Consider the following 18,613-nt stretch of genomic DNA (forward strand, 5'->3'; position numbering starts at 1 on the left):
GCGCCCCTAGGGGGTCAGACCCCGGCCCGCTCCGACTCCGGGGCGTTCGGCTGGGTCGGGGTTTCACCCTTCGCGGCGCGCTTGGTGGCCCGGCGCTCCTTGCGGAGCTCGAGCATCGCGTACAGCGTCGGCACCAGGAGAAGCGTCAGCAGCGTCGAGGTGATCAGGCCGCCGATCACGACCACCGCGAGCGGCTGCGCGATGAAGCCGCCTTCACCCGTGATCCCGAGCGCCATCGGGAGAAGGGCGAAGATCGTCGCGAGGGCGGTCATCAGGATCGGGCGGAGACGGTGACGGCCTCCCTCGACCACGGCCTCGACCACACCGAGCCCCTGGGCCCGGTACTGGTTGATGAGGTCGATGAGCACGATCGCGTTGGTGACGACGATGCCGATGAGCATCAGCATGCCGATCATCGCGGGCACACCCATCGCCGTACCGGTGACGACCAGAAGACCGATCGCGCCGGTCGCCGCGAACGGGATGGAGACCAGCAGGATCAGCGGCTGGGCCAGCGACCGGAACGTGGCGACGAGCAGCATGAAGACGATCGCGATGGCCGCGAGCATCGCGAGGCCCAGGTTCTTGAAGGCGTCGTCCTGGTCGGAGGTGACACCGCCGATGGAGGCCGTCGCGCCTTCCGGCAGGTCCAGCTTGTCGATCTTCTTCTGGAGGTCGGTGCTGACCGCGCCCGTGTTGTCCCCGGTCGGCTTGGCCGTGATGGTGGCGGCGCGGGCGCCGTCGATACGGGTCATGGAGACCGGACCGTCGACCAGCTTCACCGTGGCGATGTCGCCGAGCGTCACACCGCCCGGACCCATCGGCAGCTTCTTCAGCTCGTCCATCGTCGTCGCCGGCTTCGCCGACTTCACGACGATGTCGCGCTCGGTGTCGTCGAGGATCGCCTTGCCGCTGGTGGTGCCGCGCACTGCCTGGGCGACGGCGGCACCGAGCGTCGTGTCGTTGAACCCGGCCGCTGCCGCCTTGTCGTTGGCGCGGACCGAGATGCGCGGCACCGACTGCGACAGGTCGCTGGAGACGTCGGTGACGTCGTCGATCGAGGCGACGGCCTTGCGGACCTGCTCGGACGCCTTGCTGAGCACCGAGCCGTCGGCGGCCTTCACGACGACGCTGAGGTCCTGGCTGCCGAAGCCGTCACCGGCGGAGATCCGCGTCGTGCCGATGCCGGACAGCTTGCCGAGCTCGCGCTCGATGCGGTCCTGGGTGTCCTCGTACGACGCCTTGTCCTTGAGCGTGACCTGGTACGACGCCTGGTTGGTGTCGGTGCCGCCGCCGAAGGCCGCCATGAAGCCGGACGAGCCGACGGTGACCTGGTAGTCCTTGATGTCGTCGAGGGAGCGGAGCACCTTCTCGACCTTCTGCGCGGCGGCGTCGGTCGCGGCGAGGCTGGTGCCGGGCTTCAGCTCCTGCTTGATGGAGAGGACTTCCTGCTCGCCCTGGTCGAAGAAGTTCGTCTTCAGCAGCGGCGCCATGCCGAACGTGCCGATCAGGACGACGACGGCGATGAGCAGGCTGGTGACGCGGCGGCGCGTCGCGAAGCGCAGGACCGGGACGTAGATCCGCTGGAGCCGGGAGCGGGCCTCCTTCTCCTCGGCCTTGCGGCGGGCCTCCTCCGGGTCGATGCCCTGGATCGCCTTGGGCGGGCGCAGGAACCAGTAGGAGAGGACCGGGACGACGGTCAGCGAGACGAGGAGGGAGGCGAGCAGCGCCGCCGTCACCGTCAGGGAGAAGGAGCCGAACAGCTCGCCGACCATGCCGCCGACCAGGCCGATGGGGAGGAAGACGGCCACTGTCGTCAGCGTCGAGGACGTCACCGCGCCCGCCACCTCGCGGACCGCCTTGAGGATGGCCTCCTGGCGCTCCTCGCCGTAGCCGAGGTGGCGCTTGATGTTCTCCAGGACGACGATCGAGTCGTCGACGACGCGGCCGATCGCGATGGTCAGCGCGCCGAGCGTGAGCATGTTGAGCGAGAGGTCGCGGGTCCACAGGACGATCAGCGCGAGGACGACCGACAGCGGGATGGAGACCGCGGTGACGAGGGTGGAGCGCACCGACGCCAGGAAGACCAGGATGACGATGACCGCGAAGAGCAGGCCGAGCGCGCCCTCGGTGGTCAGGCCCGAGATGGACTTGGAGACGGCCGGGCCCTGGTCGCTGACGACGGTCAGCTCGGCGCCGGAGCCGAGGTCCTTGCGCAGGTCGTCGAGCTTGTCGTGCACCGCGTCGGAGATGGTGACGGCGGAGCCGTCGTGGTCCATCGTGACGGCGACGGCGAGGCTGGGGCGGCCGTCGGTACGGGTGATCGAGTCCGCCGTGGACTGCTCCTGCTTGACCGTCGCGATGTCGGCGAGGCGTACGGGCTTCTTCACGCCCTGACCGGTGACCATGAGGTCCTCGATCTCCTTGAGCGAGGTGAAGCCGCCGCCGACCTGGACCGTACGGTTCTTGCCGTCCTCGGCGAAGGAACCGGCGGGAAGTGTGGCGCCACCGGCCTGGAGGGACTGGCTGAGCGTCTGGACGGTGATCCCGGCCGCCGCCATCTTCTTGTCGTCGGGCGTGACATCGACCTGGAGGTCGCGGACGCCGTCGACGTTGACCTGGCCGACGCCCTCGATGTCCTTGAGCGCCGGGACGACGGTCTTGTCGAGCTGGTCGGCGAGGGCCTGCTGGTCCTTGTCGGAGGTGACGGCGAGCACGACGGTCGGGATGTCGTCGGTGGAACCGGCGACGACCTGCGGGTCGACGTCGTCGGGCAGTTGCGCGCGGGCCCGGTTGACGGCCTGCTGGACGTCGGCGACGAGCTGCTTGGAGTCGCTCGCGCTGCCGTAGTCGAACTGGGCCATCACCACCGCGTTGCCCTCGGAGGCCGTGGAGGTGATGCCGGTGATCCCGTCGACGGTGTCGATGGAGTCTTCCAGCGGCTCGACGACCTGCTTCTCCACCACGTCGGGGGACGCGCCCTGGTACGGGGCCAGGACGGAGACCATGGGCAGTTCGATGGTGGGGAGCAACTGCTGCTTGAGCTGGGGGATCGCTATCGCGCCGAAGACGAGCGCGATGAGGGACACCAGCCCGATCAGGGCACGTTGAGCGAGGCTGAATCTCGACAGCCAGGACATGGGGCGGACTTCTCCAGGGGGGTTGAGCGGTGGATGACGGCCCGTGGCGCGGACATGCGCACGGGCCCGCCTACACCCTCAGCCACAGGAGTGACCCGATGCGTCGCTCCCAGGTGCCGTTCTTACGCGGCGCCTACTGCGGCCGTAGTACGTACGGCGGTGGAGTCACTCCACCCTTGGACGGACGAGGCCCGATTCGTAGGCGATGACCACGAGTTGGGCGCGGTCGCGGGCGCCGAGTTTGGCCATGGCGCGATTCACGTGGGTCTTCACGGTGAGCGGGCTGACTTCGAGCCGCTCGGCGATCTCGTCGTTGGAGAGGCCGCCCGCGACCTGGACCAGGACCTCGCGCTCGCGCACGGTGAGCGCGGCCAGCCGTTCGGCGTGGGCGCCGCCGGGCGTCGCATCGTCCGAACCGTCGCTCTGCGCGAGGAACTTGGCGATGAGGCCCTTGGTCGCGGCGGGCGAGAGCAGGGCGTCCCCGGCGGCGGCGACACGGACGGCGCCGAGGAGTTCGTCGGGTTCGGCGCCCTTGCCGAGGAAGCCGGAGGCGCCGGCCCGGAGCGACTGGACCACGTACTCGTCGACCTCGAACGTCGTCAGCATCACGACACGTACGTCGGCGAGCGCGGGGTCGGCGCTGATCTCCCGGGTCGCGGCGAGGCCGTCGGTGCCGGGCATCCGGATGTCCATGAGGACGACGTCGGGCCGCTCGGAGCGGGCGAGGCGCACCGCCTCGGCGCCGTCGGACGCCTCTCCCACCACCCGCATGTCGGGCTCGGAGTCGACGAGGACGCGGAAGGCGCTGCGCAGCAGGGCCTGGTCGTCGGCGAGCAGCACCCTGATCGTCCGGGTGGCGTCGTTGGTCGTGCCGCTCGTCATGGCGTGGCATCCCCTGGTGTGGTCGTGCGGGCGTCGACGGGAAGGATCGCATGGACGCGGAAACCGCCTCCGTAGCGCGGTCCTGTGGTGAGGCGGCCGCCGAGCGCGGTGACGCGTTCGCGCATGCCGAGCAGGCCGTGGCCGCCGCTGTCGTCGAGGCGGTCGGCGGGGACGGGCTCGGCGACCGGCCCGTTGTCGATGATCGTGATCTCCACGTCCCGCCCCACGTGCACGACGCTGACCTCGGCCTTCGCGCCGGGGCCCGCGTGCTTCCGCACATTGGTCAGCGCTTCCTGCACGACGCGGAAAGCGGCCAGGTCGACGGCGGCGGGCAGCGCCGGGGCGGACGCGGCGCGGGCCACCTCCACGGGCAGGCCCGCGTGGCGGAAGGTGGCGACGAGGTCGTCCAGGCGGTCGAGGCCCGGCGCCGGTTCGGTCGGCGCCTCCGGGTCGCCGCTCTGCCGCAGCAGGCCGACGGTGGCGCGGAGTTCGTCGAGCGCGGAACGGCTGGCCGTACGGACGTGCGACAGCGCTTCCTTGGCCTGGTCCGGCCGCTTGTCCATGACATGGGCGGCGACCCCGGCCTGCACATTGACCAGCGCGATGTGATGGGCGACGACGTCGTGCAGATCGCGGGCGATGCGCAGCCGCTCCTCCGCGACGCGGCGCCGCGCCTCCTCCTCCCGGGTCCGCTCGGCCCGCTCGGCGCGCTCGCGTATGGCCTGGACGAAGGCGCGCCGGGAGCGGACCGCGTCACCCGCCGCCGCGGCCATCCCGGTCCAGGCGAAGATCCCGATGTTCTCCTGCGCGTACCAGGGCAGGGGTCCGACGAGCATGGCGATGGCGGTGAGCACGGCCATCGTGGCGAGGCCGACGCGCCAGGTGGTCGGCCGGTCGGTGGTCGCGGCGACGGTGTAGAGCGCGATGACGGCGGACATCACGACGGGGGCGCGCGGCTCGCCGGTGACGAGCTCGACGATGGACACGGCCGAGGTCGCGGCCAGTACGTACATGGGCGCGGCCCGCCGGAAGACCAGCGCGGCGGCGCCGAGCACCATGAGGACGAGGCTCAGGGCGTCCGGGGTGCGGGCGCCCCAGACGTACGAGCCGTCGGGGCCGTGCGGATCGACGAAGGACCCGGCGACCATGGCGGCGAGAACGCCGAGGGCGACGATGGCGTCCAGGGCCAGGGGGTGCGCCCTGGCCCACCGTACGAGGGAGGTCACCGGGTTCACGGTAGCCGTCCCCCGCACCGCCGCGCGGGTCAGCCCGGAATCAGGCCGTCGTCGCTGAGCATGGAGCGGACCTCGTCGAGCGTCGCGTCCTCGGCGGGCAGGATCAGCTCGGAGGGCTCCAGGGCGTCGTCGGGCAGCGGGGTGCCGAGACGGCGCACGGCGTCGAGGAGCGCGGCGAGCGTGCGCCGGAACCCCTCCTCGTCACCGCCCTCGATCTCCGCGAGCAGTTCGTCGTCCAGCTCGTTGAGCTCGGCGAAGTGGCCGTCGGCCAGCCTCACCTGGCCCTCCCCCATGATCCGTACGATCATGACGCCCTCCTGGGCCGTGTCTGTGCTCTGCCGCGATTACTGCTTGTCGAAGCGCGGGGTGTCCTGCGGCTGCTGCGCCTGCTGGCCCTGGCCCGCACCGCCCTCGATCGCCTGCTGGGACGAGGAGGAGCCCCCGGCCAGCTCGGCCTTCATGCGCTGGAGTTCCAGCTCGACGTCCGTACCGCCGGAGAGGCGGTCCAGCTCGCTCTGGATGTCGTCCTTGGCGAGCCCCGACGGGTCGTCCAGGGCGCCCGAGGCGAGCAGCTCGTCGATCGCGCCGGCCCGCGCCTGGAGCTGGGCCGTCTTGTCCTCGGCGCGCTGGATCGCCATGCCGACGTCACCCATCTCCTCGGAGATGCCGGAGAACGCCTCGCCGATCCGGGTCTGCGCCTGGGCCGCGGTGTAGGTGGCCTTGATCGTCTCCTTCTTCGTGCGGAAGGCGTCGACCTTGGCCTGGAGCCGCTGGGCCGCGAGGGTGAGCTTCTCCTCCTCGCCCTGCAGCGTCTGGTGCTGGGTCTGCAGGTCCGTGACCTGCTGCTGGAGCGCGGCGCGACGGGACAGCGCCTCACGGGCGAGGTCCTCGCGGCCGAGCGCGAGCGCCTTGCGGCCCTGGTCCTCCAGCTTGGAGGACTGGCCCTGGAGCTGATTGAGCTGCAGCTCCAGGCGCTTGCGGCTGGTCGCCACGTCGGCGACGCCGCGGCGCACCTTCTGGAGCAGCTCCAGCTGCTTCTGGTACGAGTAATCGAGGGTCTCGCGCGGGTCCTCGGCCCGGTCAAGGGCCTTGTTCGCCTTCGCGCGGAAGATCATCCCCATACGCTTCATGACACCGCTCATGGGCTTCGCGCGCCCCCTTCTGACAGATCCGACCGGCCGTTCCAGCTCCAGCACTGCGACAGAATCCACAGTACGGGTCCTGCATCTATTACCGCACTGTTCAGGTGCGGATGCGCTCATCCCCAAGGACGACTGCGTAGCGCTCCGCTCCGGCGTGAGGAGTAGGTGTCTCCCTACGGAGGTCCCTGCGGGGGCCCTTTGGGGGTCCCTGCGGAGGCGACTTCGCCGTGTCCCTGCGGTGCCCCTATGGACGCACGACGTTGCCGGATCGTTCCCCACGGGCCTGTGGTCCATGCACGCCCACCGCGTACCCTTGGCTTTTGTGTTCCGTAGCCGATCCAAGGACGACAAGGCCCCCGCCGCCAAGGCCCCGGTGACCTCCTCGTCCACGCAGACCCGAGACCCGCAGGCGCCCAAGGGCCGCCCCACGCCCAAGCGCAGCGCGGCCCAGTCGCAGCGCCGCAGCGTGGCCAACACGAAGATGACGCCGAAGGAGGCCCGCTCCCGCCAGCGCGAGGAGCGCCGCACCGCGATGGAGCGGCAGCGCGCCGCCCTCGCCAGCGGTGACGAGCGTTATCTGCCGGCCCGTGACAAGGGTCCCGTGCGCAAGTACGCGCGTGACTTCGTCGACTCGCGGTTCTGCATCGCCGAGTACTTCCTGCCGATGGCCGTGATCATCCTCGTCCTGAGCATGGTCCGCGTCGGCTCGCTGCAGAACATCGCGCTGCTGCTCTGGCTGTTCGTCATCGTCGCGATCGTGATCGACTCGGCCATCACCGGCTTCCGCCTGAAGAAGCGGCTTGCGGAGAAGTTCCCGGACGAGCGCCGCAAGGGCGCGGTGGCGTACGCGCTGATGCGCACGCTCCAGATGAAGCGGCTGCGTCTGCCGAAGCCTCAGGTCAAGCGCGGGGAGCGACCCTGAGCACGGAGTCCTTCACCGGGGACGCGGCGCGCGCCTGGCAGTCGGGGCTCGGCGGCCTGCGCAATGTCGTACGGCAGGAGCTGATGGCCCGGCAGCTCGACGAGCAGATAGCCGGCCGGTTCCCCGTCGGGCAGCGGCTGCGGGTGCTCGACGTGGGGATGGGCCAGGGCACGCAGGCACTGCGCCTGGCCAGGGCCGGGCACAAGGTCACCGGGATCGAGCGGGACGCCGGGATGATCGCGGTGGCGCAGCGGGACCTCGCCGCGGAGCCCGAGGGCGTGCGCGAGCGGGTGCGGCTCATCGAGGGCGACGGCCGGGACACCGGCGTCCACTTCCTGCCCGGCAGCTTCGACGTCGTGCTCTGCCACGGCGTCCTGATGTACGTGGAGGAGCCGGACGCGTTGCTCGCGGGCCTGGCGCGGATGCTGGCCCCCGGCGGCCTGCTCTCGCTCCTCGTGCGGAACGCGGACGCGCTCGCCATGCGGCCGGGCCTCGCCGGTGACTGGGTCGCGGCGCTCGGCGCCTTCGACTCGACCGCCTACCGCAACCGGCTCGGCCTCGACGTCCGCGCCGACCGGCTCGCCACCCTGACGGACACGCTCTCCGGCATCGGGGCCCCGCTGCACGCCTGGTACGGGGTCCGGGTCTTCACCGACCAGGCCGAGGACGGGGCGGAGCTCCCGGAACGCGGAGAACTCCAGACGCTCCTGGCAGCGGAGGAACGCGCGGGCCGCACGGACCCGTACCGCCGGGTGGCGGCGCTGCTGCATCTGTGCGGGGTACGCGGCTGACGTCTGTTCGGCCGTGCGGGGCGGGCGGCAGACCCCGCCGGGCTGGACAATTCGGGCATGACTGTCTCTTGCGCAACCGTACGTCGTACCCCGCTGGTCGTCGCCGTGCTCGGGGTGGTGGCGCTCGCCTCGGGGTGTTCGAGCGCGGGGGCGCCGTCCGCGTCGCCGTCCGCCTCGACCACGCAGGCCGCGCCGGCGGCGCCCGCCGCGGCCGACAGCCTTCAGGACGACTACCAGAAGGTCATCAAGAACGTCCTGCCGTCGGTCGTTCAGATCCAGGCCTCGTCCGACCTCGGCTCCGGCGTGGTCTACGACGACCAGGGGCACATCGTGACGAACGCGCACGTGGTCGGCGACGAGAAGACGTTCAAGGTCACGACGGCCAACAGCACGGAGGCGCTGACCGCGGAGCTGGTGTACGCCTACCCGGAGCAGGACCTGGCCGTCATCAAGCTGACGAAGCGGCCCGAGGGGCTGAGGGCGGCGCGGTTCGGGGACTCGGCGAAGGTGGCGGTCGGCCAGATCACCCTCGCGATGGGGTCACCGCTGGGCCTCTCCTCCAGCGTCACCCAGGGCATCGTCTCGGCGACCGGCCGCACGGTGAGCGAGGGCCGCTCCGGCGGCGGGACCGGGGCGACGATCGCCAACATGGTGCAGACCTCGGCGGCGATCAACCCGGGCAACAGCGGCGGCGCCCTGGTCAACCTGGACGGCGAGGTCATCGGCATCCCGACCCTCGCGGCGACCGACCCGGGCCTCGGCAACAGCTCGGCCCCCGGCATCGGCTTCGCGATCCCGGCGTCCATGGCGAAGACGGTCGCCGACCAGGTCATCAAGAACGGCAAGGTCACCGACTCGGGCCGCGCCGCCCTCGGCATCTCCGGCCGCTCGGTCCTGGACGACGGCTACCGGCCCGCGGGCGTCGCCGTGGTGACGGTGACGAAGAACGGCGGCGCCCGGAAGGCGGGCCTTGAGCCGGGCGACATCATCACCCGCTTCGACGACACGGCCGTCCCGACGATGCAGTCCCTGTCGGAGGCCCTGGCGGAGAAGCGCCCCGGCGACAAGGTACCGGTGACGTACGTCAGGGACGGCTCGGAGAGAACAGCTGAGGTAACACTGACCGAAATCTGACCCGCCCCGCACCTGGGGACGCGGGGAAGCCGCAGCCCCCTAGGGGCGCGGGGAACTGCGCGACCGGCCACGACGAGCCCCGCACCCGCAACGAGGCCCACACCGTCACGGCGAGACCCGTCCCCGGAGCGAGACGCACCGTCACGACAAGACCTGCCCCCGGAGCGACACACACCGTCACGGCGACACCCGCCCCCGGAACAACACACGCATCGTCACGGCGACACCCGCCCCGGAGCGGCATACGCCCCGTCACGACAAGCCCCGCCCCCGGAGCAACAAACGCCCCGTCACGGCGAGCCAGCTCCCGGGGCCGGGCAGGGCCTCGGCCCCGCCCCGCCCGGTCGCGGCAGCGCACGTCACTCCTGGGAGGCCGCCGCCTCCTCCGCGTGGAGGCTCATCGGACCGTAGATCACCGTGTTGTCCTCGGACAGGGTGACCTGATCGGCGCCGCCCTCGGCCAGCGCCTTCCAGTGTTCGCCGATCCAGGACTCGGCGTCGCCCTGCGTCGTGAACTCCTCCGGCTGCACCGCCGGAGGCACCTCCGTGCCGTCGGACTTCTCGAACCGCCACGTCCATGCCGCCATGTCAGCCTCCCGTACCGGATGTCCGATGTCCTGCTCCTGCTGTCCCTGGAAGCCTAGCCGGGCGCGCGGCCCGCGCGGGGGCGCGGGAAGATCTTCCCGTGGAACTGACTCTGCTCGGCACCGGAGCCCCCGAGGGCCTGCCCCGCCCGGACTGCCCCTGCGCGGCCTGCGCGACCGCGCTCGGGCCGCATGCCCGCGCGGCGACGGCGCTCCTGGTCGACGGGGTGCTGCTGCTCGACCTGACGCCGGGCGCCGCGTTCGCCGCGGCCCGCGCGGGGCACAGTCTCGGCGGCGTACGGCAGGTGCTGCTGTCGCATCCGCACGACGGGCCGGCCGTCGAGGTCCCGGCGGGGCTTCCGCAGCCGGCGCGGGTGCCGGACGGGCGGGAGCTGGCGCTGCTGACCGGGCACCGGGTGCGGGCGCTCGCCCTGGACGCGCCCGGCACCGGGTACGAGGTGGTGGGGCCCGAGGGCGAGCGGGTGCTGTATCTGCCGCCGGGCGCCGCGCCGGCGGGGCTCGGGGCGGTGCGGAGCCCGTACGAGATGGTCGTCCTGGACGTGACGGGGCGGCCGGACGCCTTGGCGCGGCTGCGGTCGGCGGGGGCGGTCGGGCCGGTCACCGATGTCGTCGCCGTCCATGTGGACCACGATGTGCCGCCGGGCGCCGAGCTCGAACGGCGGCTGGCCGCCGCGGGCGCGCGGGCCGTGCCGGACGGGACGACGCTGCTCGTCGGCGCGTACGAGAGCGTGCCCGACGTGCCGCGCAGGACGCTGGTCCTCGGCGGGGCCCGGTCGGGGAAGTCGGTGGAGGCGGAGCGACGGCTCACCGCTTTCCCCGACGTGCTGTACGTGGCGACGGGGGGCGCCCGGGACGGGGACGCCGAGTGGGCCCAGCGTGTCGCCCTGCACCGCGACCGGCGGCCCGGCTCGTGGCGGACCGCCGAGACCTGCGACCTGCTGCCTCTGCTGGCCGACGCGGGTGATCCGGCGCCGCTGCTGATCGACTGCCTGTCGCTGTGGCTCACGCACGCCATGGACGAGGTGGGGGCCTGGGACGACGCGGAGTGGGCGGGCGGCGGGGAGAAGGCGCTGCGCGGGAAGGTGGCCGGGCTGGTCGACGGGGTGCGGCGCACGCGGCGTACCGTCGTCGCCGTCTCGAACGAGGTGGGTGCGGGGATCGTGCCCGCGACGGCGTCGGGGCGCCGCTACCGCGACGAACTCGGCCGTTTGAACGCCGCGTTCGCGGGCGAGTGCGAGCAGGTGCTGCTCGTCGTCGCGGGCCAGGCGCTCCCGTTGCGCGGCTGAGCCCGGCCCCTACGGGTTGCGGCGGGCGATGATCCGGTACGCGTTCGAGAAGCGGGTGCGGCTGACCAGCGGGGCGAGCAGCGCGTCGGCGGCGTAGCAGACGACGAAGGCGGGGGCGGCCACGTAGACGAGGACCTGGCGCAGGCGGCGCCGGAGGCGGCCCGGGGCCTTGCGCCACGGGTCGTCGCGGTGGGGCAGGCAGTGGCCGAGGAGCAGGGCGCAGGCGGCCGACAGGTCGAGCGGGACGTGCGGTTCGCGGCGGTCGACGGCGACGACCGTGAAGCCGAGGGCGCGCAGTTCGGTGCGGAGGTTGGCGAGCGGGATGAAGTGCAGGTGCTGGGGCTGGAAGTACGGCACCCACCATTTGCGCAGCAGTTTCGCGTAGCGGCTCTCGGGGTCGGGGACCTCGATGAGGAGGTGGCCGCCGGGGCGCAGGACGCGGTGGGCGGCCTTGAGCTCCTCGCGGGGTTCGACGGCGTGCTCCAGGTGGTGGAACATCGTCATGGCGTCGTAGCGGCCCGCGAGGCGGGGTGCGAGGTCGGTGAGGAGTCCGCGGTGGGCCCGCTGGATGCGGCCGCGTCTGCGGCCCTCCTCGACGGCGGGGCCGGCGTCGAGGCCGTCGAAGGCGGTGTAGGGCAGGACGCGGCGGGCGACGGCGGGGAAGTGGGCGCGGCCGGTGCCGACGTCCAGCCAGCTCTCGGGCTCGATGTACTTGCGCAGGGCGCGGGCCGCGCGCAGGTGGCGTTTGGCGGAGCTCTGCGGGCCGAAGATCTTCTCGGCCTGGTCGGCGTAGAGGCCGTCGTAGAAGTCGCGGTAGTAGAAGGCGAGGCCCTCGGGGGTGAGGCGGGGGTTCTGGAAGGAGTGGCGGCACACCTCGCACTGGTCGACGGTGAAGGTGCCGGGCTTGTGCTGGAGCAGGTCGGTGGTGCGCAGCCGGGTGCGCAGCCGGGTGGAGCCGCACCAGGGGCAGTCGGGGCGTGGCGGTTCGTGGAAGCGGTCGGTGCCCTGCGCGAGTTCGGCGAGGTAGGCGGGGCGGCGGGCGGCCACGGCCTGCGGGGTGCGGGACATGTCTGCGTCAACTCCTGACCGAGACTCCTGACCGGGCGTCCACCGGGCGTCCACGGGCATGTGGTGCCGCCGGTGATCCGTGGGGCGCCGTCATGCGGTATGACAATCCGATGTACATGTGAACGTAAGGGATGAACAGTCGCCACGCAATGACGCTACGGAGTCGGTGCGTCGCTTCGGGTGACGGATGGTCAGGCGAGCGGTGACGGGGCCGCCGGACCGCGGGGGACGCCAGGGGTCGCGGGCGGGACCGGCCGGTACTGTTCGGCGAATGAGCTCGCTGAATCTCGACGACTTCACCGACCTGATCGAGCGCCCCGACGGCGGGACCCGGCGCGACGCCGAGGAGCGCAGGGCCCGGTTCGCCGTGCCGCCCGGCGCCCTCGGACGCCTCGACGAACTGGGCGAGTGGCTCAGCGCCGCGCAGGGCTCGGTGCCGGTGCGGCCGGTCGCGCGGCCGCGCGTGATCGTCTTCGCCGGTGACCACGGGATCGCGGAGCTCGGCGTCTCGAAGCGGCCCGCGGGCACCGCCGCCGCCCTGGTCCGCGAGGCCGTCGAGGGCGCGAGCGCGGGCGCGGTCCTGGCCCGGCGGCTCGGCGTCGGCGTCCGGATCGTCGACATGGCGCTCGACTGCGAGCCGGACGAACTGCCCGCGGACGTCGAGAGCCGGCGGGTGCGGCGCGGCTCCGGGCGCATCGACACCGAGGACGCGCTGACCCTCGAAGAGGCCGAGGAGGCGTTCCGCGCGGGCATGGCGCTCGCCGACGAGGAGGCCGACTCGGGTACGGACCTGGTGGTGCTCGGCGACCTCAGCGTCGGCGGCACCACGGCGGCGGCCACGCTCGTCGCGGCGCTGTGCGGCACCGACGCCTCCGTCGTCACCGGACGCGGCGGCGACCCCATCGACGACCTGGCGTGGATGCGCAAGTGCGCGGCGGTGCGGGACGCGCTGCGCCGGGCGCGCCCGGTCCTGGGCGACCAGGTGCAGCTTCTCGCCACGGTCGGCGGCGCGGACCTCGCCGCCGCCACCGGCTTCCTGCTCCAGTCCGCGGTGCGCCGTACGCCGGTGATCCTGGACGGCGTCGTGTCGGCGGCCTGCGCCCTGGTCGGCCAGCGTGTCGCGTTCCGTGCCCCGGACTGGTGGCTGGCGGCGCACACGAGCGGCGAGCCCGCGCAGGCGAAGGCGCTGGACCGGATGGCGATGGACCCGCTCCTCGACCAGGGCGTGCGCCTGGGCGGCGGCACGGGCGGACTGCTCGCGCTCCCGCTGGTCCAGTCGGCGGCGGCGCTCGCGGCGGAGCTGCCGGAGGCGGAGCAGCCGAAGGCCGAGGACGACGCGGAGGCCGGGCAGGAGTAGTGCGCGGGGTCGGCGACGCCGACCCCAAATCCCCCATAACCGCACCAAAACGCCCATATGCTCACCGGCATGGGCGTCACCGGAGAGCCACAGGGCACCAGCACACCGACCGCGCGGCGCGCCGCGCGGTTCACCGTCTGGTACCTGCGGGTGGTCACGTCCCTCAATCTGCTGAGCGCCGTCTGGTTCTCGTTCGGCCAGGACCTGCGGCGCCACAACGCGCAGGACTGCTTCACCCCGTACCTGCTCGCGGCGGGCTTCTCCTCCGCGGTCGTCGCCGGGTTCCTGGCGGTCACGATGCGGCGGCGCAAGCGCGCGGCGTGGATCCTCAACCTCGTCCTGAGCGGCCTCTTCCTGCTCCTCTTCGGGTGCGTGATGTGCTTCCCGGAGGTCCGCCGGTACGCGCAGAACTGGGTCTCGCTCGCCCTGACCGCCGCGTTCGTGGCCGCCCTGCTCCTGGGCCGCCGCGAGTTCTACGCGCGGGGCGACCGCTCCAACCCGCGCCTCGCTGCGGCCGTCGCGGGCTGCGGCCTGCTCGCCGCCTCGCTCCTCGCCGCGCTTCTGGTCACCCTCACCGACGACGGCCCCGGCTCGACCTTCCCGGAGCGCTGGCGCTACGGCACCCTGCGCCTCGTCGCGGTCACCCTCGACGACTCCCGCCGCCCGGGGATCACCACCCCGCACTGGGTCGACGTCGTCATCGACGTCCTCTCCACCGCCCTGCTGATCGCCGTCGTCCACGCCGCCTTCCGCTCCCGCCGCGCCGTCGACCCCCTCTCCCCCGAGGACGAGTCGCGGCTGCGCGCCCTGCTCGCCAAGGGCGGTGACCGCGACTCGCTCGGCTACTTCGCGCTGCGCCGCGAGAAGAGCGTCGTCTGGTCCCCGACCGGCAAGGCGGCCGTGACCTACCGGGTGCTCGGCGGCGTCTCGCTGGCCTCCGGTGACCCGATCGGCGACCCCGAGGCGTGGCCCGGCGCCATCGCGGCGTGGCTCGCCGAGGCCCGCGCGCACGGCTGGCTGCCCGCCGTGATGGGCGCGAGCGAGGAGGCGGGCACCATCTACGCGCGCCACGGCCTGGACGCCCTCGAACTCGGCGACGAGGCCGTCGTCGAGACCGCCCGTTTCACCCTGGAGGGCCGGGCGATGCGCACCGTCCGCCAGGCCCACAACCGCGTCGGGCGCGCGGGCTACACCGTCCGCGTCCGCCGCCACGCGGACATCCCCGCCGCCGAGATGGCGTACCTCCTGAAGCGGGCCGACGACTGGCGCGACGGGGCCACCGAGCGCGGCTTCTCGATGGCGCTCGGCCGCCTCGGCGACCCGGCCGACGGGCAGTGCGTGATGCTCGAATGCGCGGACGCGGACGGCGCGTTGCGAGCCGTGCTCTCCTTCGTGCCGTGGGGCGCCGCCGGGCTCTCCCTCGATCTGATGCGCCGCGACCGCGGCTGCGGCAACGGCCTCGTGGAGTTCATGGTCATCGAACTCCTCCGCCACGCCCCTGAGATCGGGATCACCCAGGTCTCGCTCAACTTCGCCATGTTCCGCTCCGTCTTCGAACGCGGTGCGCGCATCGGCGCGGGCCCGGTGCTGCGCCTGTGGCGCGCGCTGCTCGGCTTCTTCTCGCGGTGGTGGCAGATCGAATCACTGTACCGGGCCAACGCCAAGTACCGGCCCGTCTGGGAACCCCGCTTCCTTCTCTTCGAGAAGAGCGCCGACCTGCCGCGCATCGGCATCGCCTCGGCCCGCGCCGAGGGCTTCCTCGACGTACCGGCCCTGCGCCGCCGCCCGCGCCTGGAGCACCCCGGATGACCGCCTGGCGCACCTGGGCCCGCGAGGAATGGGGCCCGCTGTTCACCCTCGTACGCGCACGGCTGCTCGCCCGGCGGTGGCGCTCGGCCCCGCTGACGGCGGCCGCCATGGCCCTGACGGCGACGCTGCAATACGCGCAGAACCAGTCCTGGGGCTATCAGTTCGTGCAGGACACCGGCTCGGTCCGGGCCGACGACCCGCTCTGGCTCGCCCTGCTGCGCACGCCGCTCTCCCTCTTCGTCCCGGCCCTCGACCTGCCCGTGTGGGGCGCGCTCGCGCAGATCCTGGTGGTGTTCGGCCTCGCCGAGCTCTGCCTCGGCCGGTGGCGCACCCTCACCATCGCCTACGCGACCACGCTCGCCGGCACCCTGTACGCGCGGCTCGGCGTCGCGCTCGGCCCGGACGCCCCGCTCGGCCTGCCCGCGTCCGACGCGCGGCTCGTGGACAACGGCCCGTCGGCGGCGGTCGTCGGGCTCGCCGTCTACGTGTGCTGGCGCCACCGGGCGCGGTGGACGGGCGCCCTCGTCGTCGCGCTGATGGTGATCGAGTGCCTGGTCGAGCCGAACCTGGCGGGCAAGGAGCACCTGGCCGCGATCGTCGCCGCGCTCGCCCTGTGCGGCGCTTCGACACTGTGCGACCGGCCCGCCGTCCGCCGGTGCGCCCCGGGATAACCTCCCCCGGTGTCCGCAACAAGCTCCCGCGCCGCCCTCGCCGACGGCATACGTTTCGCCTTCGGCACCCTCACCGTGCTGCCCGTCACCGTCACCCGCTGGGACCGGGACGCCGCCCGTACCGGCATGGTGTGCGCCCCGCTGGCCGGCCTGGTCGTCGGGCTGGCGGCGGCGGCGCTCGGCGGGGCGCTGACCGTCCTCGGCGCGGGCGCGCTCCTCGCGGCGGTCGCCTCCGTCACGGTCCCGGCCGTCCTCACCCGGGGCCTGCACCTGGACGGCCTCGCCGATGTCGCCGACGGCCTGGGCAGCGGCAAGCCCGCGGCACATGCCCTGACGATCATGAAGCAGTCGGACATCGGCCCGTTCGGCGTGGTGACCCTGGTCCTGACCCTGCTCGCCCAGGTCGCGGTCCTGGCTCAGTTGTACGCGGACTCCTGGTCCCGCGGCGCCGTCGCGACCGCCGTCTCCGCGGTCACGGCCCGCCTCGCCCTGACCCTCGCCTCCCGCACCGGCGTCCCGGCCGCCCGCCCCGAGGGCCTGGGCGCGGCGGTCGCCGAAACGGTGCCGTTGCGCGCCGCGCTGTTGACGGCGGCGGTGATCACGGCCCTGGCCCTGCCGCTCTCGCCCGGCTCGGCGCTCGGCGTCGTACTGGGCTGCGCGGCGGCCGAGTTGCTCCTGCGCAGGTGTGTACGCAGGTTCGGCGGGGTGACGGGGGACGTGTTCGGAGCGGTGGCGGAGACGGCGGCGACGGCGGCGCTGGTGGTAGTGGTTTTCTGACGGCCCGCGACATTGAGGCGCTCACGTCGTGAATCAAGCCCCGCCGAATCAAGCCCCTCCGGCGATTGAGGAGCGGGGTCCGGGGCGGAGCCCCGTGACGGCGACCTCGACGGCGCGCACAGCAAAACACGGGCGTAGGCTCGCACCGGGCCACCCAAACCCCGCAACACGAAAGAGGGACCTCACCACAGTGACTGCTCTGACTCTCAGCACCGCCGCGGCCAGCGGCCTGCGCGCCGACGCCGTCGTCGTCGGTGTCGCCAAGGGCGACAAGGGCCTGGTCGTCGCGCCCGGCGCGGAGGCCGTGGACAAGGCGTACGACGGCAAGCTCGCCACCGTCCTGGAGACCCTCGGCGCCACCGGCGGCGAGGGCGAGGTGACCAAGCTCCCCGCGCCCTCCGGCTTCAAGGCGCCGGTCGTGCTGGCGGTCGGTCTCGGCCCGCTCCCCGAAGAGGACGAGGTGTTCGACGCCGAGTCGCTGCGCCGTGCCGCGGGCGTCGCCGCCCGTACCCTCGCCGGTGCGAAGAAGGCCGCGTTCGCGCTGCCGATCGAGGACGCCGAGGACGCGGGCGCGATCGCCGAGGGCGCGCTGCTCGGCGCGTACTCCTTCGACGCCTACAAGGAGTCGGCGAAGGACGCGAAGAACGGCAAGGCGCCCCTCGCCGAGGTGGCCCTGCTGGGTGCCAAGCCGCGCGACAAGGCGTACAAGGCCGAGATCGAGCGCGCCGCCGCGCTGGGCGAGGAGCTAAACCGCGCCCGCGACCTGATCAACACCCCGCCGAACGACCTCAACCCGGAGGCCTTCGCCGCCGTCGCCCAGGCGGCCGGCAAGGAGCACGGCATCAAGGTGCAGGTCCTCGACGAGAAGGCGCTGGTCAAGGGCGGCTACGGCGGCATCCTCGGCGTCGGCGCCGGTTCCGCGTCGGGCCCGCGCCTGGTGAAGCTCTCGTACACGAGCTCCAAGGCGGACAAGCACCTCGCCTTCGTCGGCAAGGGCATCACGTACGACTCGGGCGGCATCTCGCTGAAGCCGGCCGGGCACAACGAGACGATGAAGTGCGACATGGCCGGCGCCGCCGCCGTGTTCGCCGCCGTCGTCACCGCCGCCCGCCTCAAGCTCCAGGTCAACGTCACCGGCTGGCTGGCGCTCGCCGAGAACATGCCGTCCGGCTCCGCCACCCGGCCCGGTGACGTCCTGCGCATGTACTCCGGCAAGACCGTCGAGGTGCTCAACACGGACGCCGAGGGCCGTCTGGTCCTGGCCGACGCCATCGCCAAGGCGTCCGAGGAGCAGCCGGACGCGATCGTCGACGTGGCGACGCTGACCGGCGCCATGGTGCTAGCGCTCGGCAGCCGCACGTTCGGCATCATGTCGAACGACGACGCCTTCCGTACGGAGATCCACGAGATCGCCGAGGAGGTCGGCGAGCCGGCGTGGCCGATGCCGCTCCCCTCGCACCTGCGCAAGGGCATGGACTCGCCGACCGCCGACATCGCCAACATGGGCGAGCGGATGGGCGGCGGCCTGGTCGCCGGTCTCTTCCTCCAGGAGTTCGTCGGCGAGGGCATCACGTGGGCCCACCTCGACGTCGCGGGCCCGGCCTTCAACGAGGGCGGCCCGTTCGGCTACACGCCCAAGGGCGGCACCGGTTCCGCGGTCCGTACGCTGGTCCGCCTCGCGGAGCGCACGGCCGCGGGCGAGCTCGGCTGATCGCCTGTACGTACGGGTGACAGCCCCGGGCGGGAGCGCCCGGGGCTGTTCGCTTTCGACGAACATGCGGGGTTCACCCGCAC

At 72.8% G+C, this 18,613-nt stretch carries 16 protein-coding genes; 9 read left to right on the top strand and 7 right to left on the bottom strand.

The features are described 5' to 3' along the window. Nucleotides 1-14: 14 nt before the first annotated feature. The 5 genes from ABZ877_RS13160 to ABZ877_RS13180 form a co-directional block, all read right to left on the bottom strand. Nucleotides 15-3,140: an efflux RND transporter permease subunit gene (locus ABZ877_RS13160; RefSeq protein WP_361068996.1), complete on the bottom strand. Its 3,126-nt coding sequence runs from the start codon at nt 3,138-3,140 to the stop codon at nt 15-17. A 165-nt stretch (nt 3,141-3,305) separates the two neighbouring features. Further along, a complete protein-coding gene (locus tag ABZ877_RS13165) occupies nt 3,306-4,022 on the bottom strand; it encodes a response regulator transcription factor (protein ID WP_361068999.1) in 717 nt (238 codons plus the stop codon). Continuing rightward, nucleotides 4,019-5,248, bottom strand: a complete 1,230-nt coding sequence (locus ABZ877_RS13170; RefSeq protein ID WP_361069002.1) for a histidine kinase — start codon at nt 5,246-5,248, stop codon at nt 4,019-4,021. Before ABZ877_RS13170 ends, ABZ877_RS13165 begins: the two co-directional genes overlap by 4 nt. 38 nt (nt 5,249-5,286) lie before the next feature. Further along, entirely contained in the window at nt 5,287-5,565 is a 279-nt protein-coding gene (locus ABZ877_RS13175; protein WP_361069004.1) for a hypothetical protein, read from the bottom strand. Nucleotides 5,566-5,601: 36 nt separating this feature from the next. Next, the gene (locus ABZ877_RS13180) at nt 5,602-6,399 is read right to left on the bottom strand and encodes a PspA/IM30 family protein (protein ID WP_361069007.1); all 798 of its coding nucleotides are present in this window, start codon (nt 6,397-6,399) and stop codon (nt 5,602-5,604) included. A 292-nt stretch (nt 6,400-6,691) separates the two neighbouring features. On the opposite strand from ABZ877_RS13180, the gene ABZ877_RS13185 reads away from it, so the two are divergent. The 3 genes from ABZ877_RS13185 (at nt 6,692) to ABZ877_RS13195 (ending at nt 9,246) form a co-directional block, all read left to right on the top strand. Next, complete coding sequence (locus ABZ877_RS13185) at nt 6,692-7,321, top strand: DUF3043 domain-containing protein (RefSeq protein ID WP_361069009.1); 630 nt, start codon at nt 6,692-6,694, stop codon at nt 7,319-7,321. 83 nt (nt 7,322-7,404) lie between these two features. After that, the gene (locus ABZ877_RS13190; protein WP_361069012.1) at nt 7,405-8,112 is read left to right on the top strand and encodes a methyltransferase domain-containing protein; all 708 of its coding nucleotides are present in this window, start codon (nt 7,405-7,407) and stop codon (nt 8,110-8,112) included. Nucleotides 8,113-8,169: 57 nt separating this feature from the next. After that, entirely contained in the window at nt 8,170-9,246 is a 1,077-nt protein-coding gene (locus ABZ877_RS13195; RefSeq protein WP_361069015.1) for a trypsin-like peptidase domain-containing protein, read from the top strand. A 359-nt stretch (nt 9,247-9,605) separates the two neighbouring features. Here the strand turns inward: ABZ877_RS13195 and ABZ877_RS13200 are convergent, their stop codons facing one another. Then, nucleotides 9,606-9,833 carry a hypothetical protein gene (locus ABZ877_RS13200; protein WP_361069018.1) on the bottom strand — a complete coding sequence of 76 codons (228 nt, stop codon included), beginning with the start codon at nt 9,831-9,833 and terminating at the stop codon, nt 9,606-9,608. A gap of 98 nt (nt 9,834-9,931) precedes the next feature. Here ABZ877_RS13200 and ABZ877_RS13205 point away from each other — a divergent pair, with 98 nt between their 5' ends. Further along, nucleotides 9,932-11,137 carry a bifunctional adenosylcobinamide kinase/adenosylcobinamide-phosphate guanylyltransferase gene (locus tag ABZ877_RS13205; protein ID WP_361069021.1) on the top strand — a complete coding sequence of 402 codons (1,206 nt, stop codon included), beginning with the start codon at nt 9,932-9,934 and terminating at the stop codon, nt 11,135-11,137. 9 nt (nt 11,138-11,146) lie between these two features. On the opposite strand, the gene ABZ877_RS13210 is transcribed toward ABZ877_RS13205, so the two are convergent. Continuing rightward, nucleotides 11,147-12,205, bottom strand: coding sequence for a class I SAM-dependent methyltransferase (locus tag ABZ877_RS13210; RefSeq protein WP_361069024.1), 1,059 nt, complete (start codon nt 12,203-12,205; stop codon nt 11,147-11,149). 271 nt (nt 12,206-12,476) lie between these two features. Here ABZ877_RS13210 and cobT point away from each other — a divergent pair, with 271 nt between their 5' ends. From cobT to ABZ877_RS13235, 5 genes are all read left to right on the top strand, one after another. After that, nucleotides 12,477-13,562 (top strand): nicotinate-nucleotide--dimethylbenzimidazole phosphoribosyltransferase, encoded by a 1,086-nt coding sequence (gene cobT / locus ABZ877_RS13215; protein WP_361069027.1) that lies wholly within the window; start codon nt 12,477-12,479, stop codon nt 13,560-13,562. Nucleotides 13,563-13,631: 69 nt separating this feature from the next. Continuing rightward, nucleotides 13,632-15,371 carry a phosphatidylglycerol lysyltransferase domain-containing protein gene (locus ABZ877_RS13220; protein WP_361069030.1) on the top strand — a complete coding sequence of 580 codons (1,740 nt, stop codon included), beginning with the start codon at nt 13,632-13,634 and terminating at the stop codon, nt 15,369-15,371. Further along, nucleotides 15,368-16,042 carry a hypothetical protein gene (locus ABZ877_RS13225; RefSeq protein ID WP_361069033.1) on the top strand — a complete coding sequence of 225 codons (675 nt, stop codon included), beginning with the start codon at nt 15,368-15,370 and terminating at the stop codon, nt 16,040-16,042. Before ABZ877_RS13220 ends, ABZ877_RS13225 begins: the two co-directional genes overlap by 4 nt. Nucleotides 16,043-16,051: 9 nt before the next feature. After that, nucleotides 16,052-16,819: an adenosylcobinamide-GDP ribazoletransferase gene (cobS, locus tag ABZ877_RS13230; protein WP_361069036.1), complete on the top strand. Its 768-nt coding sequence runs from the start codon at nt 16,052-16,054 to the stop codon at nt 16,817-16,819. Between the two features lie 190 nt (nt 16,820-17,009). Beyond that, nucleotides 17,010-18,530: a leucyl aminopeptidase gene (locus ABZ877_RS13235; protein WP_361069039.1), complete on the top strand. Its 1,521-nt coding sequence runs from the start codon at nt 17,010-17,012 to the stop codon at nt 18,528-18,530. Nucleotides 18,531-18,613 lie beyond the last annotated feature (83 nt).

The organism is Streptomyces sp. NPDC046939 (assembly GCF_040644575.1).
Classification (GTDB): domain Bacteria; phylum Actinomycetota; class Actinomycetes; order Streptomycetales; family Streptomycetaceae; genus Streptomyces.